We start from the raw sequence: 21,296 nt of genomic DNA, 5'->3' as shown, positions 1-21,296 counted from the left end.
TTAACGAAGGGATTGATTCTGCAATGCGCTCTCGCCCTAAATCTGGCGATCCATCTATGAAGGTACGATAACAGAGATGCCAGTTCTCTAGCTAGAGATCAGAAGAATTTGCTGAAATAGCTTACCTTGCGACTGTTTGACGGGAGAATATCTGCGATCGCCTCCACATATAGAAGGCAATTCCACCCAAAAACATTAGTCCCATTCCACCCACTAATGGATTTCGGTCAATTCCTGTAACCCACTCAGGCACCTGGTTGGAATATTCCACCAATTCACCGACTTGAACCATGTAGTAGCCCCAAATTAGCCCAGCGTGTAGACCAATTGATGATCCTAAACGACCAGAGTGCGATCGCTTTGCCCAAACGAGAGCCAAACCAAGCATCACCAGTCCTGGAAATTGAGGCAAAGTCCGCAAAACTTCCGCAACTGGCTTTAGAAAATGCAGACCCGCATAGACTAAGCTGCTACTCCAAAGCGCGACTTTAGGACTGTAATCTCGCTGTAACTCATCCAACAACCAGCCCCGAAACGCCAGTTCCTCAGCTAAACCAACACCCAGCGCAACCAGCCATCCCTCTAGCAGAATGAGCGGGAAACGTGGAGGAAAGTCTTGCCAACTCAACCATCCCAGCCAGCCCTGAAGCAAAAACAAAGCCCATAAGCTAGACAGCCCAATGACTAATCCTTCAAGTAAATCCCATCCATTTCGGCGCGTAAAAATCAGACCGTAGCTCCGAAAAATGTGAGGCTGCCGGTAAACAACTTTCCCCCAAACCTTGACTAGAGCTAAAAATCCAAGTGCCAGCAGCGACATAGCTACGATGCTGAGCGTATTTGAATCTTTCACTAACCACAGAGATAGACCTGCGAGCGGCAACCACGCTAAAAGCAGAACTGAAATAAAAGTCAGCAGCCGAAGTAAAAGTGGATAGCGAGCTATGGAGCGGGGGTTAAACCTTGCCTTAAATTGGTCAAGCACTAGTCGTCTGGTTCAATTGTGCTAGTTAAACCATGAGCATTAAGGGTTTCACTGTAGAACTCTGCATGTTCTTGGGCACATGTGATAACCAAGCCCGTCCCGTTGTTGTGAGCCTGCATCATAATGCTAACTGCCTGCGGAATAGTCAAACTAGTCACAGTCTTGACTAGAACTTGCACCACGTATTCCATCGAGTTGTAATCGTCGTTGTGCAGCAAAACCCGATAGCGGGGTGCGTGTTTGCGGGACGTTGAACGCTGTTCAATGGTCTCGACGGACACGACTCTACCCTCTCTATAAACTACTTAAAACCAGTTTATCTAGCCCTGCTTGAATAGTCGTATTGCTGAGCTAGTGATGAATCCATATAAGCAGCTAGCAAAGCCTCCAGTACAAAGAAATCAGCGCAAATCACCATAGCAATTAGGTAAACCTGCATTCAAATGAGATGCATATCTCAACCTTACCAGACTTAACCTTTCGTTACCCAACTTAATTTATGCCTTTCTTCTTACCAGTGAAATTTTATGAACCATATACGTACAATCGTTTTATCCTTCCTACATCAGTACTTCAACCACCAGGTAGTTCAAGCATTGCAGTTTCTCTCTGGGCAACCTCACCAAAAGCTACAATCAATTTGACAAAAGTTTAGCTATCAAAACACTTCTTGACAGCAAGCTAACCCGCTGAGAAGGCAAGAGCTAATGACCTCTATTACCGATTTTCAACCCGGTCAAATTCTTTGCTTGGAGCATGGAGACACCTGTCTATACGCAGAACTCATTCAAATTGTTCCTAAAAACAAAAGTAGGAGAGGGTGGGTTCGTCCATTAATCTTGAAAGTTTCTCCCACCAGAGACTCCATCGCCTCTTCTAGTGTACATATCGACGATCCAACCGCTTCTGAACAGCCTAGCTTATATGACTTACGACAGGGGTCTGATTTGCTCTGCCCTATAGCTCTATTCCGTGCTGCTCTAGATACAGAGGTTGTACCACTGCTGACTCAACTAGCTCATCCCAAAACCCAAACACAAGGCGATTGCATAGCCCATCAGCAGCTACATCGCTTTATCCATGATGTTTGTCAGATGCATTTAACGACTCTTTAATTCAACTTTCAGCAAGGGTTTAACACAAGCTGAAAACCGATTAGGCTCGTCTAGTTCAAACGAAATTAGAACTCTATTAGGGGTAATACAAAAGCTAGAAACCCACAAGAACTCAGCCGTAACGTAAAGTACTAACTGAATAAAAACTATGGACTAGGAACCAACCGAACTCGACCAGCATCCATCTCGGACATTAATAGCTCTAACGCTTCATAATCTACGTCAGAAATATAGCCTAAGCGAGTCAGTTCGTAGTTTATCTCGTTCTCAATATCAGGAGTAAGTTGCCTGATATAAAGTGCCTTCTCTACAAGTTTGCGAATAGCATAAGTCGTTTTCATAGCAGGTACCACCAAATTGAGAGGAGGATGCATGTAAAAGGAAGACATGCCTAAGGTGAATTTTCTGCTGAATACCTGGGCAGGAAAGTGATCTACAACCTTACTTCAGAGTGATCTCAGTCACGGACTTTATTTTGAAGTCACTACTCTCTTAATGCTTTACTCCTTCATAAGTTAAATTTACCATAGTTTCTCTAGTGGCAGAATATAGGGAAAACATTGCCCTGCCTAAAATCCAACCCCTGCTTCAACCACCTCGCCCGACATATGGGAGCCAATGCATCTCTTCTTAGCAACCCTCCTGTCGCTGACGAATAGTCCTACACAACACAATAGCTTCACAGAGCTGAACACCTCAAAACCGCCTTCCTCCATAAAGCTTTCAGTTTGTCATGAAAGGAAATCTTAAGGAACGGCATTAACAGTCCTAGAACAACGAACAATTTATCTACTTGGTCTTAGTCATTTATGAACCCGCGACTTGCAGCATTTCTATGAGCTATTGCTGAATGCCACTCTGAATTTCAAACTACAAACTCATAGGCATCTATCTTTAGACGCAAACTTTTTGGAGCTTTGTATTAATCAAAACGACTCTACAAAAAAGACTTGATTAATTCACCAAAAGCTATAACTTAATCCCTCCCAACTCTTTATTGAAGACTTCGCTTCACCCATTAGCAGTAAATTGCTTGATTGAAGGAATAATTCGTAACTTTGAACACTTTCTTGCAGAATGACTTGCTGAAAACTTCAAGTACTGAAGTTAACTCATAAAGTTTTAGTGAAATGAATTAGATTTTGTGGTCTAGACCCAAATCTTAAAGTTATCTTCGGAGCATCTGAAAGCAGTTCTCCAGTTGGTTGTTTTAACAGGATCGAACGATGCGAAGTGTTCTTGCCCAATCTCCAATGACAGTTGTTCAACCTTGCGGTCATCTCAATGCATCCAATGCAGCGGGATTACAGCAGCAGTTAATGTCAGCCGTTTCCTCGCGGGACTCTTCTGCCGTTTTGGTAGACATGAGCCAGGTCGAATCTCTCGACAGCGCAGGCTTGATGGCGTTGGTTTCCGCCTTGACCCTATCTCAGCGATTGGATCAGCGATTTGGACTATGTTGCGTATCTCCCTCGATTCGCATCATTTTTGAGCTGACTCAACTAGATCGGGTGTTCGAGATTTTTGAGAGCCGCTCTGCTTTTGAAATCGTTGCGGCTTAAGTTTTACTTTTTCACCGAACCTTGTGACTGCTCTCTTTAGTCAATTTGTTGCGCCAGATTGTGTTCAACCCCTTACTGATCTGGCGCTGAGTTTATTTTGTCTACCTTACCTAATTCCCTAATTGATAGAGTCTCTCACGACTGAGGGGTTCACTATTGTTGACTAGTAGACCCTATGAAGGTTTCAAGCAGTAGTCTTCATAGAAGGGCAGTGGACTGCCTGATTGTGTGCGCGTCCAGTATAGTGAATGAGTAAAGCTTAATCCTAATGCTGGAATTGAATCTACTGTGACGGTTGCGGTTGAAAGGTTGTTGACCCCAGAAATTGCTCGACCTGCTCGCTATCTGGGTAATGAGTTAGGGGCAGTTCATAAGGATTGGAATGCATCAACGGTGCGTTGGGTTTTGACTTACCCTGAGGTTTATGAGGTTGGGGCCTCAAACCTGGGACATGTCATTCTCTACAGCATCCTGAATGCTCAGCCCAGGCAATTGTGCGATCGCGCCTATCTACCTGCGCCGGATCTGTCTGCCAAATTACGAGAAAACAAGATTCCACTGTTTGCAGTGGAGTCGAGGCGATCGCTGACCGAGTTTGACATTTTGGGATTTAGCCTTAGCTATGAACTAGGGGCTACCAACATCCTGGAGATGTTAAATCTTGCTGGCATCCCCTTAACCTGGAAAGAACGGAAGCACGAACTAGCAGGGCAGAATTACCCGCTCATTTTCGCGGGGGGGCAAACTGCCACCTCTAATCCAGAACCTTATGCCGACTTTTTCGACTTCATTGCCCTGGGAGACGGAGAAGAGCTGCTGCCCGAAATCGGTTTGGTGTTGGAAGAGGGCAAGTCTGCCGGACTGAGTCGAGAAGAACTGCTGCTAGATCTAGCACAGGTGCCTGGAGTCTATGTACCGCAGTTTTACAAGATGGGTGCAGATGGCTCTGTTCAATCTATTCGACCAGATGTGCCGGACCGCATCTTACGTCGGGTTGCTGACCCTATGCCCGCGTATTCAATGGGGTTGGTTCCCTATGTTGAGACAGTACACGACCGTCTCGTGATCGAAATTCGCCGTGGCTGCACTCGTGGCTGTCGTTTTTGCCAACCTGGGATGCTCACCCGCCCAGCCCGCGATGTGGAGCCAGAGCGGGTTGTAGAAGCGATTGAGCAAGGCATGAGAACGACAGGCTACAACGAGTTCTCGCTGTTGTCGTTAAGCTGCTCTGACTATTTGGCTTTGCCAGCAGTCGGCATGGAAATCAAGAATCGGCTTAAGGACGAGAATATTTCTCTATCTTTACCCAGCCAGCGAGTCGATCGATTTGATGAAAACATTGCCAATATTTTGGGGGGAATGCGGCAGGGCAGCTTAACCTTTGCCCCTGAAGCTGGCACTCAGCGAATGCGGGACATTATCAACAAGGGACTGACTAACGAGGAATTGTTGCGAGGGGTTAAAACCGCTCATGAGCAAGGGTGGGACAAGGTCAAGCTCTACTTCATGATTGGCTTGCCTGGAGAAACAGATGTTGACGTGTTGGGGATTGCCGAGACAATTCGGTGGCTTCAGCAGGAATGCAGTACTCCAGGTAGACGAAAGTTAAACTTCAATGTAACGATTTCCAACTTCACACCCAAACCGCATACTCCATTTCAGTGGCACTCAGTTTCGACGGCTGAGTTTGAGCGCAAGCAGAAACTTTTGCGCCAGGAATTTCGCACGATTCGTGGGCTGAAAGCCAACTTTACGGATGTGCGGCTTTCCGCGATGGAAGACTTTGTTGGACGGGGCGATCGCCGTCTTTCTACCGTCATTCACCGCGCCTGGGAACTGGGAGCTGGAATGGATGCCTGGTGGGAAAGTCTTGATCGTGCCTTTGCTGCCTGGACACAGGCGATCGCTGAGTCAGGGCTAACCTGGAAATATCGTCAAGTCGAAAGCGGCGAATGGAATTTGATGGAAGGGATGCCACAACTGTCTACCAGCCCGTCCCCTCAACCCGACGAGCATTCTACGTCAGTAGAGAAATCTGATCCTTCACTCCCTACTCCTCATCCTGCATGCGATGCTCCTTTGCCCTGGGATCATATTGATACAGGAATTGATAAACAATGGCTCAAAGCAGACCTACAGAAGGCTTTAGAAGCAGCGATCGTACCAGACTGCTCTTTTGAGGGTTGCTCCCACTGTGGCGTGTGTGGGGCAGACTTTGGTCACAACGTTGTGATTCAGCCGCTGCCGATTCCTCAGTTTGAGGGACACTTTAAGCCCAACCAGGAAAAAGTCCAGCGGTTGCGAATTTGGTTTGGGAAGCAGGGCGATATGGCTTTGGTGAGCCATCTAGATATGGTGCGCTTGTTTGACCGAGCAGTGCGGCGAGCCGCTTTACCCATCGCTTTCACAGGAGGATTTCATCCTTCACCTCGAATCTCGATTGCTAATGCTCTATCGCTTGGAGCAACGAGTTCGGGTGAGCTAGTAGACTTTGAACTGACTAAAACTGTAGATTTAGTCGAGTTTCAGGAAAGATTGGCAGCGGCTTTGCCAGCAGATGTACCCATTTATCAGGTAGAGGCGATTGCTCCCACTACTGCATCTGCCACCAAGTTACTGGAGCAAGCAAAGTACTATGTCGCAGTTCGTGCTCTGGCTGAGGGCACTTCAGATCCAGAGCCTCTGTCAACAGCACAGTGGCAAGCTTGGATAGAAGCGATTAAAGCAGCTAATGAAATAGGCTTAGAGCAGAAGACGAAGTCGGGCAAGACTAAGCAGGTTAACTTGTGCGATCGTCTCTTTGACCTTTCCTTAGTCGAAAATACTGTTTCCTCAAACTTGCCTCCTGCTATTCTGCATCACCAAGCTCAATCCGACGCTATTATTCTGCAATATGTGGGAAGCTGTCGCAACGACGGCAGCTTGCTGCGCCCAGAGCATGTAGTTTATATGCTGGAGCAAATAGCTCAGCGTCCATTTCAACTGCTGCATACCCACCGAAGCCAGCTTTTTCTATCCCCAGCAGTCACTGAGTAAGGATTGTTGATTGGATTCTGCTCCTGATTTCTCACAAATTGCTCACTTCTAGTGGCGTTATCGCTGCTCCACGCTATAATTCAATTCAAAGAAGCTGTCGTGGATTGAGAGCCTTCAGGGTTGCCAGTGGTTTAATCGGCAACACAAGTCGGGCGCAGTCTGCTTCTGCAAGGCTTTCCGTTCACCCCTGGTCAATTGCAGATGCCTAACTCCCAGCGGAAGGTATCTTTCCAGGATGTTTGATTAGTTGGCTGTAGGTTCGAGGTTCGTTGGAGAGATTCAGCCATTCTGGGGTTGCTGAATTTCTCAATGGTTTTGTTTAAGGATAAGGAGCAGCTTCGTTTGCCTCCATGTCATGATTGTGATTTTTTCCACACGTTGTCTTATTACCAGGAAAGCAAGCGGTGCTGATGAGGCTAGTGCCTTTTGCTTTGCTGTAAATATTCGAGGAAGTTGAATGTCGAAGCAAATTATTATTGCCGAACAGCACCGGATTGCTGCTGTTTTTTCAGAAGATCAAATTCAAGAACTGATTGTTGCCACAGGAAGTCACCAAGTTGGTGATATTTATCTAGGTGTAGTTGAGAACGTACTACCTGGAATTGATGCGGCCTTTGTCAACATTGGAGACGCCGAGCGCAATGGGTTCATTCACGTCACGGATTTAGGTCCGCTCAGGCTAAAGCGGGCCGCTGGCTCTATCACTGAACTACTAGCACCCCAGCAGAAGGTTTTGGTGCAGGTAATGAAGGAGCCAACGGGCAACAAAGGACCTCGGTTAACTGGAAATATCAGTCTTCCAGGCCGCTATCTTGTACTCATGCCATTTGGTCGGGGTGTAAATCTATCGCGCCGTATTCGTAACGAAAATGAACGGAATCGGCTGCGCGCGCTGGCAGTCTTAGTCAAGCCCGCAGGGATGGGGCTACTCGTCCGCACCGAAGCCGAGGGTGTGGCAGAAGAGGCCATTATTGAAGATTTGGAAGCCCTGCAGAAGCAGTGGGAAAACATTCAGCAAGAAGCAGTGACGACTCGCCCTCCTAGCTTGCTGAATCGCGATGACGATTTTATTCAACGGGTTCTGCGAGACGTATACAGTGCCGACGTTAACCGGATTGTGGTAGATTCTCACACCGGGATGAAGCGGGTAAAACAGCATTTAGTCAGTTGGAGCGGCGGTCGGTCACCTCAAGGTGTACTGGTAGACCATCATCGCGATCGCACCTCCATCCTGGAGTATTTCCGCGTCAATGCAGCAATTCGAGAAGCACTTAAACCCAGAGTCGATTTGCCCTCTGGCGGCTACATCATTATTGAACGGACAGAAGCGCTAACCGTTATTGATGTCAACTCTGGTTCTTTTACCCGGTCGGCAACCGCGCGTGAAACGGTTCTTTGGACAAACTCTGAAGCGGCTGTTGAAATTGCCCGACAACTGCGACTTCGCAATATTGCCGGAGTCATTATTGTCGATTTTATCGATATGGATTCCCGTCGCGATCAACTGCAAGTTTTAGAGCAGTTTAACAAAGCCATAAGAGCCGACAAAGCTAGACCTCAAATTGCCCAACTCTCGGAACTAGGTTTGGTTGAGCTAACCCGCAAACGCCAAGGCCAGAACATTTATGAGCTGTTTGGAAGAACCTGCCCAACCTGCGGCGGATTAGGGCACTTAGTACACCTTCCAGGTGAATCAGAGCGTCAGCTTCAAGAATTTGTCGAACCAGCGGCTCGCGAATATGCTGCACCTGAGAGCCGCACACCGCAGCTGCGGGAGAACTGGGACGGTCAAAAAGATGAATTTGATGCAGATCCATCTCAAGATTTGCAGGAACTAGATTTGACCAACCATCCTAGCTATCAAGAGCGGGGTGGAGCTAACAATCGCCGCCGTCGTCGCAGCCGCATCCGAGTCGGAGAACCTGTTGCGAGAGTGGGTAGCCCCGTCCGAGCAGAACCTGACGTTGAGCCTGAACTGCCGCCTGCTGTCGAAGAGACAGTACTACCCACGTTGATTCCTAAAGAGAGTCGAAGTGAAAAACCTGATCGAAGCCGCTCCTCTAATCGACGCGACAAACCTATTGCTGAACCACCTCAAATTGTTCAAGTTGAAATGACACTTGAAGAACAAGATGTCTATGCTTTAATGGGTGTTTCACCTTTGGTTTTAGCAACTGAGGAAGTAAAAGATCCAAAGTCTGCTGTTGTCACAGTTACATTACCTGGAGAAAGCTCCCGTACTGGTAATGGAACACCCGTGCCAGTTGTATTTCCACCTAGTGGATTTGAGCAAACTGCAGCAGAAGAAACCTCCCCATCGAGCACAGACTTTCCTTTAGACGACGAAAATGGCGAAGATTCAGTTTCAATACCTGTATCTGTGCCAGCACCTGATTTAGCAGTTTCTGATGGAAGTGCAGATTCGCCTGACGGTAATGGGTCGTCTCGTCGCCGTCGCCGTCGTTCTTCTGCTGTCGAGTCAGAAAATACTATGAATGCAGTGGGTGATAGCTAGTTGTGATCCAATCACAATTGTGTTTTTCAAACCTACCTGACAACTTAAGCCAGTTTCGACTGATTGCTGGAGTTGATGAAGTAGGTCGAGGAGCTTTATTTGGACCAGTGGTTTCCGCAGCAGTAATTTTACCGGAGCGGGCTATAGCGGGTCTACTCAGTGCAGGCTTAACGGATAGCAAGCAGCTTACTCCTTTACACAGAGAACTGCTTGCTAAACAGATCCGGTCTCTAGCAGTAGATTGCCGAATTGGTGTTGCTTCAGTTCAAGAAATCGATCGACTCAACATTCTGCAAGCATCTTTGCTGTCTATGCGTCGCGCTATCCTTCGGCTAACTCCCCAGCCCGATTTTTGTTTGATAGATGGCAATCAAAAAGTTCAAGGGTTGCCAATGCCTCATCAAACCTGCATAAAGGGCGATCAGCAATTCGCAGCGATCGCCGCTGCCAGCATCATTGCAAAAGTTTGGCGGGATGCACTAATCGTTAGACTAGCAGCCAAGTATCCAGGGTATGACCTAGCAACCAATAAAGGATATGGAACTGTCAAACACAAGCTAGGATTAAAGCAATTAGGGGCTTCTCGACAACATCGCTTGTCTTTTAGCCCCTGTAAGTTGCAATAATTATGTTGAAACGTGCTGAGCAGTTAAGCAATTGGTGTATTAGGAGATAGAAGAGATCGCCCGGACTGAGCAACCTGCTCCCTCTGATTAACAGCCCAAGTCCGATAGTCAGACAAGAGTTGATGTATTAAACGTTGCTTAACGGTGAGCAGGACGCTTCGCAGCAAACCATTGCCTGTTGCCTCTAACAAAGGTTTTGGCGTAAATAACAGAGGCGGCGGTAACTCAACTAGTACCTCTAAATCTGCTCTCCCGACGAGATAAGTTGTATCACGCTTTAGTTGTGGAGTTAACTGTCCAACGAGGTTAAGGTTAAATCGCTGGTTGATATATTCCACTCCTCGAATCTCACAAGCAAGGGATTCAACCCGAATCGTGCCGTCTGGTTCTGCCCAGATTCTCATATCTACTATAGGTTGAACCTTTAGCATCATAAAGTTCAAAGGACGCATCTTTAGCCGAAATACTTCTGAACTCAACTGCTCAGTCCGACTTGGATCAACCAGTGCCTTGACCAAGCGCTGAGGTTGACGCAAGTAATGCTGAATTGGGATAGGCTGATCTGCTACAGCAATCTCAACGGATTGGAAGGCGTTAAATCGGATAGGCATAGAAGGATTAAAGAATGGTTGAATGCTTCCCTACTCGTTCACTAAATTTTACATACTTTCCAAGGAAACACCCTTAATCTTACGAAGTATACGTGTTTTGACGGACAATAGCTGATTGTACTTAATAGAAAGTTTCAATTATCTCAGCTTTGTCTCTGAAAAGTTATTCCTCAAATATTTGCTATGGCACGCTCAATTGCTTACCTCGGGCCTCCAGGAACCAATGCTGAAGCAGCAGCCCTGATCTGTGCCAGATGGTTGCTAGAGACGACAGGGGAAGAATCTTTACTCTGTCCCTACCCCAGCATCACACAAACATTAAGAGCAACAGCAACCAGAGAAACCGACTTAGTAGTAGTTCCGGTCGAAAACTCAATTGAAGGAAGTGTGAGTGTCACCCTAGATACACTTTGGCAGCTTGACACCCTGCGCATACAAAAAGCTCTAGTGCTGCCAATCTCTCATGCTTTGCTGTCGTACAGTCCAGCTCTGAAGCAGATTCAAACCGTTTACTCTCACCCTCAAGCTCTTGCCCAATGCCAGAGTTGGCTGGAAAGAGCCTTGCCCAATGTACAGCTAATTCCCACAAATTCTACAACGGAGGCATTGCAATACCTAGACCGAGACCCTAGTAGTGGAGCAATTTCATCTCAACGGGCTGCTCAGCTTTATAAGCTGCCTGTTCTGGCTCATCCAATCAATGACCACCCTGACAACTGCACCCGCTTCTGGATATTAAGCTTACAACCATCGCCCGGTGGTAGCTATACCTCGCTGGCCTTAAGTTTCTCTGCCAACTTACCAGGGGCATTAGTTAGACCCCTTCAATCTTTTGCCGAACGGAGTATTAACCTAAGCCGTATAGAATCACGTCCTACCAAGCGCTCGCTTGGAGAATACCTGTTCTTTATCGATATTGAAGCTGATGAAAAAGATCCGACAACACAATCTGTTCTAAAAGAATTGAGCAACTATGCAGAGACCCTAAAAATCTTTGGCAGCTACACGGTTCTTCCATCTCAGATTGCCCAAACCTAAGAGAGTTGAACCCCCTTTCCCTTTTTTACTTCAAAGCATCCTTTAAGGCTGTTCGAGCTGCCAGATGATTACGCGTAGAGGTTAAAATTTCAGCTTCGCGCTCTAGACGAGCCGCCGTGTCTTGCATCTCCAAAAGGGCTTGCTGCTCCATCGCTACACCATAAAGGTTGCTAGCGACCCAGTAGGAGAGTTCAACGGGCAAATCAGGAATGTCATCAGGCAGTTCAATTTCTTGCCCCGTTAACTTAGCGGAAAGATGCACAACATCTCGCAATAGCTGATCAACTTCAGTTGATAATGTCTTTAGATTCCTTTCAGTGGGTTGATCTTCAATCCATTCAACCAATCCTACGTAGTAGGGCTTCTCTCGAACATATTCAAGAATCCGAAAGCGTTGCTGTCCCACAGTCATAACCTTCATCCGGTCATCTGGGAGACGTTGAAAGTGTACGATCTCTGCACAACAACCAACCTTTGCAACTTTACCCTCTACCGGGTCAACCATCAGCACTCCAAAGCGGCGATCGCTCTGAAGTATGGTATTCATCATAATCCGGTAGCGAAACTCAAAAATGTGAAGTGGAAGTGGTTTGCCTGGAAATAGAACTACTTCAGACAACGGAAAAAGTGGAAGCTCTCGAACAGCAACTGATGAAGAAGATGTCATTGAAATCCTAATCCCCAATAGGGATTCAATATGATTAGGTTTGACCTTATCAACTGCTTTCGGAAACAGGTCAAATGTGTGAGCAGCAAAGGCTACTCCACATAGTCTATCGCATCCTTCTAGTCTGCAAAAAGGCTATGACCCTAAATCTATAACCAAAGACTGAGTTGGCGACATCTAGCTACTAGTGCCCACCTAATACCCTTGATTAAAAGACCTATCCTGCAAAAGGTTATGGCTGATTTCTACCTTCAATAGAAACAATGTCAATCTAACGAACAGAGAAGAAGCTCTATTATTGCTAAACAGCTAGCTTAGTCGCTACAAATGGGTCGTGGGAGCCGAGCTTCCGAAGAGTTCGGCTCCCACGACCCATTTCATTTCACAACCAATCTAAGAGAGCTACAGCTTCACTTCAATGTCAACGCCAGCAGGCAGATCCAGCTTCATGAGAGCATCAATCGTTTTAGAAGAAGGTTGGTAAATATCAATAATGCGGCGGTGAGTACGGGTCTCAAAGTGTTCTCTAGAATCTTTGTCTACGTGAGGCGATCGCAGTACGCAGTAGATTCGGCGCTTAGTCGGTAGAGGAATCGGACCAATTGCTGTAGCGTTTGTCCGATTAGCAGTATCGACAATCTTTTCACAAGAGGTATCTAAAAGGCGACGATCGAATGCCTTGAGGCGAATCCGAATTTTTTGCTGTTGAATAGTTGCCATGATTTTGCTTCAGTTGTCCAGGTTCAGTTAATTCCAGGTTCATCTCAACATCCTAGCTTCAGCCAGAATGTTGAGATGAACCTGGCTAAGCTCAAAATTATCAGCAGCCAAACTTGTAATTTGGCTGCTGACAAAAACGGCTCAGTAGCTAGAGCTACTTGATGATTTTAGAAACGACACCCGCACCTACGGTACGGCCACCTTCCCGAATTGCAAAGCGCATTCCCTGCTCAATTGCAACCGGGTTAATTAGCTCAACCGTCATTTTGATGCGATCGCCAGGCATCACCATCTCAGCTTCACTGCCATCGTCAGCAGTAAAAGCACTGATTGTGCCAGTCACATCAGTTGTACGAACATAGAACTGAGGGCGATAGCCAGGGAAGAATGGGGTATGACGACCACCTTCTTCTTTCTTCAGAATGTAAACCTCAGACTCAAATTGGGTGTGAGGTGTGATCGAACCAGGCTTAGCAAGTACCATGCCGCGTTCAATGTCAGCTTTCTGAATACCGCGAAGCAGAACTCCAACGTTATCTCCAGCCATTCCCTCTTCCAGAACTTTCTGGAACATCTCTACACCCGTAACTGTGGTGCTGCGAGTATTTCTGATACCGACCAACTCAACAGTCTCACCGACCTTGACCTTGCCACGCTCGATCCGTCCGGTTGCGACCGTTCCACGACCTGTGATTGAGAAAACGTCCTCAACAGCCATCAGGAAGGGTTTGTCTATATCCCGCTCAGGAGTAGGGATGTAAGCGTCTACTTCATCCATTAGCGCGTAGATTTTGTCTACCCACTCGTTCTCTCCCTTAACGATCTTAGGGTTAGAGACCAATGCTTCCAGAGCCAACAGAGCAGAACCGGAAACAATGGGAATATCATCGCCCGGGAAATCATAGGTGCTGAGTAGTTCACGCACCTCTAGCTCAACTAGCTCCAGCAACTCTTCGTCATCAACCTGGTCTTGCTTGTTTAGGAAAACAACAATGTTGGGTACACCAACCTGCTTCGCCAGCAGAATGTGCTCACGGGTTTGGGGCATCGGGCCATCAGCCGCTGACACAACCAGAATCGCTCCGTCCATTTGTGCCGCGCCAGTGATCATGTTCTTCACATAGTCGGCATGTCCTGGACAGTCTACGTGAGCGTAATGCCGCTCTTCTGTCTGGTATTCAACGTGAGCGGTGTTGATTGTAATGCCTCTTGCCTTCTCTTCAGGAGCAGCATCAATCTCGTCGTATTTTCTGGCTTTGGCACCACCCGTTGCAGCCAGGGTCATCGTGATCGCAGCGGTAAGAGTAGTTTTACCATGATCGACGTGACCGATGGTACCGATATTAACGTGGGGTTTAGTCCGTTCAAACTTTGCGCGTGCCATGAATCTATGTGTTCCTCTTTCTGATTATGCGTTCCCTTTACTCTTAGCAATGATCGCTTCAGCCACGTTGCGAGGCACCTCATCGTAGTGGCTAAACTCCATCGAGAATATGCCCCGACCCTGCGTCTTAGACCGGATATCAGTAGCATAACCGAACATTTCTGCCAGTGGCACCTTAGCGGTGACTTTGGCAATTCCTTCTTCCGATCCCATCCCTTCAATCTGACCTCTGCGGGAGTTTAGGTCACCCATCACATCCCCCAGAAAATCTTCAGGAACCTCGACTTCAACTTTCATCATCGGTTCCAAAAGAACGGGTGAAGCTTTCATCACAGCTTCCTTAATTGCCATTGAGCCGGCAATCTTGAAAGCCATTTCTGAAGAGTCAACCTCGTGATAAGACCCGTCTACCAGCGTAGCCCTAAGGTCGATTACCGGATATCCAGCCAGAATACCAGACTCACAAGCTTCTTTCATGCCTTGCTCGGCTGGGCCAATGTACTCCTTCGGTACAGTGCCTCCAACAATCTTGGAAACAAACTCAAAGCCAGTACCAGGCTCTCCAGGCTCCAACTGAATCACGACATGACCATACTGCCCTTTTCCTCCGCTTTGACGAACAAACTTGCCTTCTGCCTTAACAGCCTTACGCACTGTTTCCCGGTAAGCGACTTGAGGGGCACCAATGTTAGCTTCTACCCTAAACTCCCGCAACATCCGGTCCACAAGAATCTCCAGGTGAAGCTCACCCATTCCGGCAATCACAGTCTGGTTTGTTTCCTGATCAATGCTAACTCGAAAAGTTGGGTCTTCCTCAGAGAGAGATTGGAGGGCCTTGGAAAGCTTCTCCATATCTTGCTTTGTCTTAGGCTCAACCGCAACCGAGATTACAGGCTCTGGAATAAACAGAGACTCTAAAATGACTGAGGATTCCTCAGTGCAAATCGTGTCACCTGTAAACGTATCTTTCAAACCAAGAGCAGCACCTAAATCTCCGGCTCGAAGCTCGTCAACTTCAGTTCGTTCGTCTGCTTTAAGCACGATTAAGCGAGAGATCCGTTCCTTCTTGCCCTTTGTCGAGTTGTAGACATAGCTCCCTTTGCTGAGGATACCTGAATAGACTCGAACAAAGGTCAGACGACCATATGGGTCTGCCATGATTTTGAATGCTAGGGCAGCTAGGGGCTCATCGTCACTTGCATGACGAACAGCCACACTACCATCCGGTAAGGTACCTTGAATTGGAGGCACCTCTGTAGGAGCGGGTAAATAGGCAACCACAGCGTCCAAAAGAAGCTGAACGCCTTTGTTCTTAAAGGCAGAACCACACAGCATAGGAACTATGGTGCCTGCGATAGTTCCTTTCCGCAAAGCGGCTCGGATCTCTTCTTCAGTTAGCTCCTCACCTTCGAGGTATTTTTCTGTCAGAGCATCGTCAGTCTCAGCCACTGACTCAATCAGCTTAGTGCGATATTCCTTTGCAAGCTCAAGCACATCTTCTGGAATATCCGTATCTTCAAAGTCCGTACCTAGATCATTGTTGTAGATACGAGCGCGCATCCCTACTAAATCTACGACTCCTCGAAAGCGATCTTCACTCCCAATTGGAAGTTGAACAGGCACAGCGTTAGCCCGAAGGCGATCGCGGATCTGGTCATACACCTTAAAGAAGTTAGCACCCGTTCGGTCCATCTTATTGACAAATGCAATCCGGGGTACTTTGTAACGATCGGCTTGTCGCCAGACCGTTTCTGACTGAGGTTGAACCCCACCGACCGAACAAAATACAGCGATCACACCATCTAGGACACGCATGGAACGCTCAACTTCGATCGTGAAGTCAACGTGGCCAGGAGTGTCGATAATATTGATGCGATGGTCTTTCCAGCTTGTGCTGATAGCAGCAGCAGTGATAGTAATACCCCGCTCCCGCTCTTGCGCCATCCAGTCGGTTACAGCTGTTCCCTCGTGGACTTCTCCAATTTTGTGAACGACACCGGAGTAAAACAGAATTCTCTCCGTCGTCGTCGTTTTACCAGCATCAATATGGGCGGCAATTCCGATGTTACGTATCCGCTCTAGCGGGATATTACGTGCCACAGCTACCTCCTTAGTCCCTGTCGCAAAGTTCGTTCGGATACCTCTATTAAGATTCTATACACTGCGAACTCTTAACGGAGTCTTCCTCTAAGAAATTAGTATCTGTAGTGAGCAAACGCTTTGTTAGCTTCAGCCATTCTGTGAGTTTCTTCACGCTTCCGGATTGCGCTGCCAGTTTCATTAGCTGCATCCATAAGCTCATTTGCTAGCTTACCAGCCATAGTTCGGCCTGTACGCTGGCGAGAGTACTGGGTCAACCATCTTAGAGCCAATGCAATGCCTCGGTCAGAGCGAACTTCCATAGGAACTTGGTAAGTTGCGCCCCCTACACGGCGTGCCTTGACTTCTACCAAGGGAGTAGCGTTTCGTACAGCTCTCTCAAACGTTTCCAACGGGTCTGACCCAGTTCTCTCCTCAATCACCTTGAACGCATCATAAATGAGACGATACGCTAAGGATTTTTTTCCACTTCTCATCAATCGCCGGACCATCATGCTGACAAGGCGGCTGTTGTGAACTGGATCAGGTTGAACTGGACGCTTTTGGATGACTGTACGACGAGACATGGTAAGCCTTAAATTGAGAGGTTAGATTGCCTTGCAAAAAAGATTGATTGAAACAGAAAGATGTGGACATCACAATCGCAAAGAGAACGCAGTCCCATTACGATATACGCTGAGAACACATCGACAGCGACGAAAATGCCACCAATATCCAAGAATAACTCAAGGTAGCAAATTTCGAATAAATCGCAAGTGTAAAGTCAGCACATACGAAAAGTATTACGGGCTTAGCTCAGGACTTAGGGCGCTTAGCGCCATACTTGGAGCGCCCTTGCTTCCGATCTTTTACTCCAGCAGTGTCCAGAGTTCCGCGAATAATGTGGTAACGAACACCCGGTAAGTCTTTAACCCGACCACCCCTAATCATAACGACAGAATGCTCTTGTAGGTTATGACCAATCCCCGGAATGTAAGCAGTCACCTCAAACCCAGAAGTCAAACGTACCCGCGCAACCTTGCGGAGTGCTGAGTTTGGTTTTTTAGGAGTGGTTGTATAAACCCTCGTGCAAACGCCTCTACGCTGCGGACAGCTCTTTAAAGCTGGTGACTTTGTCTTCTTCGTTGCCTTTTGGCGTTCGTCGCTAATAAGCTGTTGGATTGTGGGCATGGAATAACACTAAATCTCGTTCTCTTACTGGTTTGCTCTTTGCAACAGTCTACAACTATAGCGATTTTAGCGATTTTTTGTCAATTTGTTTGGACTTTAATATCTGGCAGCAAAGCCCTCAGAAATGGGAAGCTCTGGAAACCACTACGAAATAGAGAAAGAGTTACCACATCCACAGTTTTGGATAGCGTTAGGGTTGTGGAAGCGAAATCCACCGCCCATTAGATCCTCGGAGTAGTCTACTGCCAAACCGCTAATACAACTGAGACTCTGAGGGTCTACTACAACAGACATCTCCCCACATTTTAGAACTTGGTCAGTCGGGTTAATGCAACTATCAAATCTAAGGACATAATGAAGCTCAGAGCAGCCACCGGGCTGAATTTCTAAACGAAATAGCATTTGAGGGTCACGCTGTTTTGCTTTGAGACGGCTGATTTCGGCGATCGCTGCCTGACTAAGCTGAATCATGAATTATATGGAAAAATATAAGTCCTGTGGATGATCTTACAGCCATCTACCCGCAAGCGTAGAGATGCAAAGAGGTCAGAGTTAGAGCTAGCTAAAAGGGTAGGCTCTTGGTCAAGCCTACCCTTTTTGATGTAATAGTCAGGTGAGCGAATTTTGAAACTTAAGCTTTGGCTCGAGAGTAGTCATCCTGGAACCGAACGATGTCATCCTCTCCTAAATATTCTCCGTTCTGAACTTCAATTAGAACCAGAGAAATTACTCCAGGATTTTCTAAGCGGTGGCTGGTGCAGGCGGGCACGTAGGTTGATTGGTTGCTAAACAACAGCTTTTCCTGGTCGCCGCAGGTGACTTTGGCGGTTCCGGAGACGACGATCCAGTGTTCGCTGCGGTGATGATGCATTTGTAGGCTAAGACGATGCCCAGGCTTGACTTCAATCCGCTTAATTTTGTATCCCCGCCCTTCTTCCAAAATAGTGAAAGAACCCCAGGGGCGCAGTTCGGTGGCAGCGACTCCTTTTGGAGTAACCGAGGTAGGTAGGTTCAAAGCGGCGGGTTGAGTAACTTCTTGGGTTTGAGCCACGACATTTTCTCCTTATGAACTGCTGTGAGATTGAGTTGACTTCGGGCATTCGCTTGGGTTGCTTTGACTGGAAAACGATGCCCGACTCAAGCATGATTCCCTCAATTCAAACAACCGAAGCTAACCATAGCAAAAGCGCCCAGATGATTTCATCTGCCAAGCCACAATTTGAGCTGATTTATATGGATTCTTTACACAATAGGATGAGCTTTAAATCAGCTTTATTTCCTCTGAAGTTGAAAAGGTATAAGTACTCATCCCAAAAGTAAGCAGTGCGAGTTACGTAGGCTGTTTTATTCAAAGGCTAGGTTGAATAAACACACCGATGCCATTGTGAACGCGGGCTGCTGTATAGGGAGAGCGGTTAAGCAACTGTCCACCGAGATAAAGTGTTGTGGAACTTCCACCATCTAGATTGAGGGCGTCTACTGCGCCTAATCGCTGCATGATTTGAGCGGTTTCTGCCAGAGTAGGTCCAGGTCCACCTATTCGATTTTGAACCGTAATCATAATCAGATTGCCTTCTGCTGTTCTACCGATCGCACTGCGGGCAGCTGCCTGTCGGGCAAAGGCTTCACCAAATTGCTCGGACTGAGCATTGAGTACGACTTGACGATTTTGCAGCAGCAGCGGACCGGCTCCAAGAATTTGGGTATATCGGCCAAAGTCGGCTGGGTTGCTGGTAGTTTCTAGCTGCACGTTGGTACCTACAGCAAGAGCGTTTGCAGCAGCACTGTAGGCTCTAACGACTATCACATATCCATTGGCAGGAATGGGAATGGAGGTTTGCCCTGCAGCTCCAGCAGGTTGCTGATTGACGACCCGATTGTCCTGAACTGTGACCAAAATCTCGTTGTCGATGATCGAAGTGTAGGTTGATCCCCAATCACTTGTATAACGAGCAACACCTGCCTGAACGTATCCGCTGTTGAGGGAAAGAACTGTAAACCGCTGCCCTGCAGGAGTTGTTATTGTTTCTTGAAGCCCGAGGCGGCCGATCGCCACTTCTCCGGCTTCGTTCCAAGCAATCGCCCCTCGATTCAAAATTGGCCCTGAGATCCAGCGACCATCTCGACGAATTGCGCCCAGCGGCAACTGATTATTGCGGTTGAAGAAACCACCATTAATAGCAGCGATCGCTTGTGAGCTTTGAGCCATCGTAATCAGTGGCGTAGTCCCAATAGCACTAGAGGCATTGCTCCAAATTGGTCTAACTGCTAATCCTGACTGACGGGGGTCAATGACTAGAGCGATTACTGGAAATTGGGCGCTTCCTGTATTCACAACTTGCTCTTGCCAGCGAATACCCGGTGCCCAAACAATATTGCGTTGCACGGTGGAATCTGCTCCAACGTCGATGATCATACGATTAGGGTTGGGCAAAGACCAGACGCGAGGACGCAGATTCGTGGGAATGCCAACTCGAATCACCGTTTGATTGCCGCTTGCCTGAACATTGAGCGAAGTTAGTCGATTACCTGGTCCTGCCTGGAAGTTTCGGACTAACGCAGGATCAGCCTGGGCGTTGATATTAACTACCAATTCTCCAGATTGCTCGGTGACCTGCCAAGGGGTTGAGCGGTCGAGGTCAATCACAATGCGATCGCCCCAACTTTGCCGTCCTTGACGAACCGCCATTACTCTAGACACTGGCGTAGAAATCCGCAGCACATTGCCACTCACCTGCATCTGCCAGCCAGCCAGCTGTGCGAGTTCAGTGATATCCAAATAGCGATATCGACTGGTGAGCCAGGTTCCCAACGCCAGAGCATTTGTACCTGAATCAGAAAACCACTGCACAGGTTGTCTGGAGGCACTTTCAGTATTCAGTAGCTCAACGCCAACTGTCTGCATCAATCCAGTATCAGCAATACCAATGCGCTGCTGGCGCTGGCTCCAGGCCGCATTTAGAGTGCGACCGTTAATTACAACCTGAGTACCCTCAGTGACGGGTATGGCTTGAGAAATCCTAACTAAAACAGGGGTCCAGAACTCTTGCGGAATCACTTCTACATCGGATGCCTGAACAGATCGTTCAGCGGACTGATTGGAGACATCCCCAGTGACAGGCAAGATAGTCGACGACTCTTGAACAACGGGCATTTGGAGCTGTAAACTAGCGCTTTGCAGAGACCGAAGAGATAGGAGCGCTTCATTTCCCTGAGTAAAATCAGGCGCATGGAAAGTAGCAGCCAGCAGGGGGAAGATCAGCAGGGAAGAAGTTTTTTTTGAGAAAGACTGCAGAATTGAGCCTTTGAGGAAGCGTTGCTTGTTAACTTGATTCACGTTGCTCAGTGTGACTTAGCGGGAGCAAGGGGCATTACTCCAATGGATAGTGAGGTTAGCGAACTGCCAGTTGGGTTGCTGGAAACACAGTGTGGTTGAAATGAGGCTGTGAATCGAGCTAACCTTCAATGGGAATTTGCAGCGGTTTGTGCTTCCAGAATCCCCCAGACAACCCCGTCTTGCCGACAGCTGTTCACAATTGTTAAAAGACGCATCCCCTCAAGGGCGGGTTTACTCATACACCAGTTCTAGAGTTGTGCTGATTGCTGCTCTAGTTGCATAAGGAACGGTTAGACCGAGCCTTGCGCTGATTCCTGAGACGAAACATTCAGCTCAACATGCGCTTAGCCTGCGCTATGCGACCTCTTCTGCAAGTTTTTGCAAATTTCTAAAAGGGGCTAAGAAGAATTTGAATTATTTAATTTGAACT

Annotated in this window: 19 protein-coding genes; 6 read left to right on the top strand and 13 right to left on the bottom strand. The window is 47.5% G+C overall.

Annotated elements, in window-relative coordinates; genetic code table 11:
* Nucleotides 1-121 precede the first annotated feature (121 nt).
* Nucleotides 122-985 (bottom strand): CPBP family glutamic-type intramembrane protease, encoded by an 864-nt coding sequence (locus H6F88_RS28760; RefSeq protein WP_190646232.1) that lies wholly within the window; start codon nt 983-985, stop codon nt 122-124.
* The gene (clpS, locus tag H6F88_RS28755; protein ID WP_190646231.1) at nt 985-1,266 is read right to left on the bottom strand and encodes an ATP-dependent Clp protease adapter ClpS; all 282 of its coding nucleotides are present in this window, start codon (nt 1,264-1,266) and stop codon (nt 985-987) included. Before clpS ends, H6F88_RS28760 begins: the two co-directional genes overlap by 1 nt.
* Nucleotides 1,267-1,692: 426 nt before the next feature.
* On the opposite strand from clpS, the gene H6F88_RS28750 reads away from it, so the two are divergent.
* On the top strand, nt 1,693-2,100 hold the full coding sequence (locus tag H6F88_RS28750; RefSeq protein ID WP_190646230.1) for a hypothetical protein: 408 nt from the start codon (nt 1,693-1,695) through the stop codon (nt 2,098-2,100).
* A gap of 146 nt (nt 2,101-2,246) precedes the next feature.
* On the opposite strand, the gene H6F88_RS28745 is transcribed toward H6F88_RS28750, so the two are convergent.
* Nucleotides 2,247-2,441, bottom strand: a complete 195-nt coding sequence (locus H6F88_RS28745; protein ID WP_190646229.1) for a hypothetical protein — start codon at nt 2,439-2,441, stop codon at nt 2,247-2,249.
* Nucleotides 2,442-3,326: 885 nt separating this feature from the next.
* Between H6F88_RS28745 and H6F88_RS28740 the strand changes: the two genes are divergently transcribed.
* From H6F88_RS28740 to H6F88_RS28725, 4 genes are all read left to right on the top strand, one after another.
* The gene (locus H6F88_RS28740) at nt 3,327-3,662 is read left to right on the top strand and encodes an STAS domain-containing protein (protein WP_190646228.1); all 336 of its coding nucleotides are present in this window, start codon (nt 3,327-3,329) and stop codon (nt 3,660-3,662) included.
* A gap of 288 nt (nt 3,663-3,950) precedes the next feature.
* Entirely contained in the window at nt 3,951-6,698 is a 2,748-nt protein-coding gene (locus H6F88_RS28735; RefSeq protein WP_190646227.1) for a TIGR03960 family B12-binding radical SAM protein, read from the top strand.
* A gap of 457 nt (nt 6,699-7,155) precedes the next feature.
* Nucleotides 7,156-9,213: an Rne/Rng family ribonuclease gene (locus tag H6F88_RS28730; protein WP_190646226.1), complete on the top strand. Its 2,058-nt coding sequence runs from the start codon at nt 7,156-7,158 to the stop codon at nt 9,211-9,213.
* Nucleotides 9,214-9,218: 5 nt separating this feature from the next.
* Nucleotides 9,219-9,839, top strand: a complete 621-nt coding sequence (locus tag H6F88_RS28725; RefSeq protein WP_190646340.1) for a ribonuclease HII — start codon at nt 9,219-9,221, stop codon at nt 9,837-9,839.
* Nucleotides 9,840-9,862: 23 nt separating this feature from the next.
* Here the strand turns inward: H6F88_RS28725 and H6F88_RS28720 are convergent, their stop codons facing one another.
* Nucleotides 9,863-10,450 carry a DUF1997 domain-containing protein gene (locus tag H6F88_RS28720; RefSeq protein ID WP_190646225.1) on the bottom strand — a complete coding sequence of 196 codons (588 nt, stop codon included), beginning with the start codon at nt 10,448-10,450 and terminating at the stop codon, nt 9,863-9,865.
* Between the two features lie 183 nt (nt 10,451-10,633).
* Here H6F88_RS28720 and pheA point away from each other — a divergent pair, with 183 nt between their 5' ends.
* Complete coding sequence (gene pheA / locus H6F88_RS28715; RefSeq protein ID WP_190646224.1) at nt 10,634-11,488, top strand: prephenate dehydratase; 855 nt, start codon at nt 10,634-10,636, stop codon at nt 11,486-11,488.
* Nucleotides 11,489-11,513: 25 nt separating this feature from the next.
* Here pheA and H6F88_RS28710 read toward each other — a convergent pair whose 3' ends face one another.
* The 9 genes from H6F88_RS28710 to H6F88_RS34715 form a co-directional block, all read right to left on the bottom strand.
* Entirely contained in the window at nt 11,514-12,155 is a 642-nt protein-coding gene (locus tag H6F88_RS28710) for an LON peptidase substrate-binding domain-containing protein (protein ID WP_190646223.1), read from the bottom strand.
* A 402-nt stretch (nt 12,156-12,557) separates the two neighbouring features.
* Entirely contained in the window at nt 12,558-12,875 is a 318-nt protein-coding gene (gene rpsJ, locus H6F88_RS28705; protein WP_018399487.1) for a 30S ribosomal protein S10, read from the bottom strand.
* A 154-nt stretch (nt 12,876-13,029) separates the two neighbouring features.
* A complete protein-coding gene (gene tuf, locus H6F88_RS28700; protein WP_190646222.1) occupies nt 13,030-14,259 on the bottom strand; it encodes an elongation factor Tu in 1,230 nt (409 codons plus the stop codon).
* 24 nt (nt 14,260-14,283) lie between these two features.
* Nucleotides 14,284-16,359, bottom strand: coding sequence for an elongation factor G (gene fusA / locus H6F88_RS28695; RefSeq protein ID WP_190646221.1), 2,076 nt, complete (start codon nt 16,357-16,359; stop codon nt 14,284-14,286).
* A gap of 95 nt (nt 16,360-16,454) precedes the next feature.
* Nucleotides 16,455-16,925, bottom strand: a complete 471-nt coding sequence (gene rpsG, locus H6F88_RS28690) for a 30S ribosomal protein S7 (protein WP_190646220.1) — start codon at nt 16,923-16,925, stop codon at nt 16,455-16,457.
* 229 nt (nt 16,926-17,154) lie between these two features.
* Nucleotides 17,155-17,529 carry a 30S ribosomal protein S12 gene (rpsL, locus tag H6F88_RS28685; RefSeq protein ID WP_190646219.1) on the bottom strand — a complete coding sequence of 125 codons (375 nt, stop codon included), beginning with the start codon at nt 17,527-17,529 and terminating at the stop codon, nt 17,155-17,157.
* A gap of 144 nt (nt 17,530-17,673) precedes the next feature.
* Nucleotides 17,674-18,000: an iron-sulfur cluster assembly accessory protein gene (locus H6F88_RS28680; protein ID WP_190646218.1), complete on the bottom strand. Its 327-nt coding sequence runs from the start codon at nt 17,998-18,000 to the stop codon at nt 17,674-17,676.
* A gap of 160 nt (nt 18,001-18,160) precedes the next feature.
* On the bottom strand, nt 18,161-18,580 hold the full coding sequence (locus tag H6F88_RS28675; protein ID WP_190646217.1) for a cupin domain-containing protein: 420 nt from the start codon (nt 18,578-18,580) through the stop codon (nt 18,161-18,163).
* 297 nt (nt 18,581-18,877) lie between these two features.
* Entirely contained in the window at nt 18,878-20,866 is a 1,989-nt protein-coding gene (locus tag H6F88_RS34715) for a phosphodiester glycosidase family protein (RefSeq protein ID WP_199333845.1), read from the bottom strand.
* Nucleotides 20,867-21,296 lie beyond the last annotated feature (430 nt).

This window comes from Oculatella sp. FACHB-28 (assembly GCF_014696015.1).
GTDB lineage: Bacteria > Cyanobacteriota > Cyanobacteriia > Elainellales > Elainellaceae > JAAUTN01.
This window is presented reverse-complemented; position numbering and strand designations above follow the sequence as displayed.

Excerpts from the sequence above, each read along its gene's own strand:
- H6F88_RS28750 (WP_190646230.1), top strand. The coding sequence starts at position 1,693 with ATGACCTCTATTACCGATTTTCAACCCGGTCAAATTCTTTGCTTGGAG.
- H6F88_RS28745 (WP_190646229.1), bottom strand. The coding sequence starts at position 2,441 with ATGAAAACGACTTATGCTATTCGCAAACTTGTAGAGAAGGCACTTTAT.
- H6F88_RS28740 (WP_190646228.1), top strand. The coding sequence starts at position 3,327 with ATGCGAAGTGTTCTTGCCCAATCTCCAATGACAGTTGTTCAACCTTGC.
- H6F88_RS28730 (WP_190646226.1), top strand. The coding sequence starts at position 7,156 with ATGTCGAAGCAAATTATTATTGCCGAACAGCACCGGATTGCTGCTGTT.
- H6F88_RS28720 (WP_190646225.1), bottom strand. The coding sequence starts at position 10,450 with ATGCCTATCCGATTTAACGCCTTCCAATCCGTTGAGATTGCTGTAGCA.
- pheA (WP_190646224.1), top strand. The coding sequence starts at position 10,634 with ATGGCACGCTCAATTGCTTACCTCGGGCCTCCAGGAACCAATGCTGAA.
- H6F88_RS28710 (WP_190646223.1), bottom strand. The coding sequence starts at position 12,155 with ATGACATCTTCTTCATCAGTTGCTGTTCGAGAGCTTCCACTTTTTCCG.
- rpsJ (WP_018399487.1), bottom strand. The coding sequence starts at position 12,875 with ATGGCAACTATTCAACAGCAAAAAATTCGGATTCGCCTCAAGGCATTC.
- tuf (WP_190646222.1), bottom strand. The coding sequence starts at position 14,259 with ATGGCACGCGCAAAGTTTGAACGGACTAAACCCCACGTTAATATCGGT.
- rpsG (WP_190646220.1), bottom strand. The coding sequence starts at position 16,925 with ATGTCTCGTCGTACAGTCATCCAAAAGCGTCCAGTTCAACCTGATCCA.
- rpsL (WP_190646219.1), bottom strand. The coding sequence starts at position 17,529 with ATGCCCACAATCCAACAGCTTATTAGCGACGAACGCCAAAAGGCAACG.
- H6F88_RS28680 (WP_190646218.1), bottom strand. The coding sequence starts at position 18,000 with ATGATTCAGCTTAGTCAGGCAGCGATCGCCGAAATCAGCCGTCTCAAA.